This is a genomic window from Oleiphilus sp. HI0125, assembly GCF_001635355.1.
This window is the reverse complement of record NZ_LWGF01000187.1, coordinates 1-1,046: the sequence shown is the minus strand read 5'-3', so window position 1 is coordinate 1,046 and position 1,046 is coordinate 1. Positions and strand designations below refer to the sequence as shown.

The window sequence follows — 1,046 nt, the reverse complement described above, 5'->3', positions numbered from 1 at the left end:
CTTTTGTCACCTTGCATGTTGGGGCGGGAACGTTTCAACCAGTAAAGGTTGATAGTGTCGAAGACCATGTTATGCACAGTGAGTGGATTCAGGTCACCAAAGAAACAGTCGACAAAATTCGTGAAACGAAGGCAAATGGCGGTCGCGTCGTATGTGTCGGTACAACCAGTATGCGAAGCCTGGAGGCAGCTAGTCAATCAGGTAGCTTAGAGCCTTTCGAGGGCGATACTGATATTTTTATCTACCCAGGGTATTCGTTTGTAACTGTCGATGCCTTAGTCACAAACTTTCATTTACCGCAAAGCACGCTATTAATGTTGGTCTCGGCGTTTTCTGGTCAAGAGAACATGATGAACGCGTATGTTCATGCGATTGAGAATAAGTATCGCTTTTTTAGCTATGGTGATGCGATGTTCTTAGAGCCTCAGCGCTAATCACAAACTATTTTATTTATTGGAGAAGCTATGTCTCGCCCTGAAAGCTTTATGTCGTTCGAATTAAAGACGACAGACAAAGTTGCGCGACGCGGAGAACTGAAATTCCCAAGAGGAACGGTTCAGACTCCGGCATTTATGCCTGTAGGTACCTACGGCACGGTTAAAGGTATGCTGCCTCGTGACATCAAAGAGATCGGTGCAGAAATTATTCTAGGTAATACATTTCATTTGATGTTGAGACCAGGAACTGAAGTTATCGAAGAGCATGGTGACCTTCATGACTTTGCGCAATGGGACAAGCCAATTCTTACAGACTCAGGCGGTTTCCAAGTATTCAGCTTGGGCGACATGCGTAAGATAACCGAAGAAGGTGTGAAGTTTAAAAGCCCTATTAATGGCTCTGAAGTGAATGTTACGCCCGAAGTGTCTATGCAGGTTCAGCGTAGTCTCGGCTCAGATATCGTGATGATCTTTGATGAGTGTACGCCTTATCCAGCAACATGGCAGGAAGCGAAAGATTCGATGGAGCGTTCTATTCGCTGGGCGCAACGTAGTAAAGATGAGCATGGTTCAAGTCCTTCTGCACTATTTGGCATTGTGCAGGGTGGT

Annotated in this window: 2 protein-coding genes; both read left to right on the top strand. The window is 45.5% G+C overall.

Annotation, left to right across the window (positions count from 1 at the left end):
* Positions 1-434: S-adenosylmethionine:tRNA ribosyltransferase-isomerase (locus tag A3762_RS02855; protein ID WP_197468977.1), on the top strand; the 434-nt coding region annotated here is incomplete at its 5' end.
* A 51-nt stretch (positions 435-485) separates the two neighbouring features.
* The coding region (locus A3762_RS02850; RefSeq protein ID WP_156493171.1) for a tRNA guanosine transglycosylase at positions 486-1,046 on the top strand (561 nt) is incomplete at its 3' end.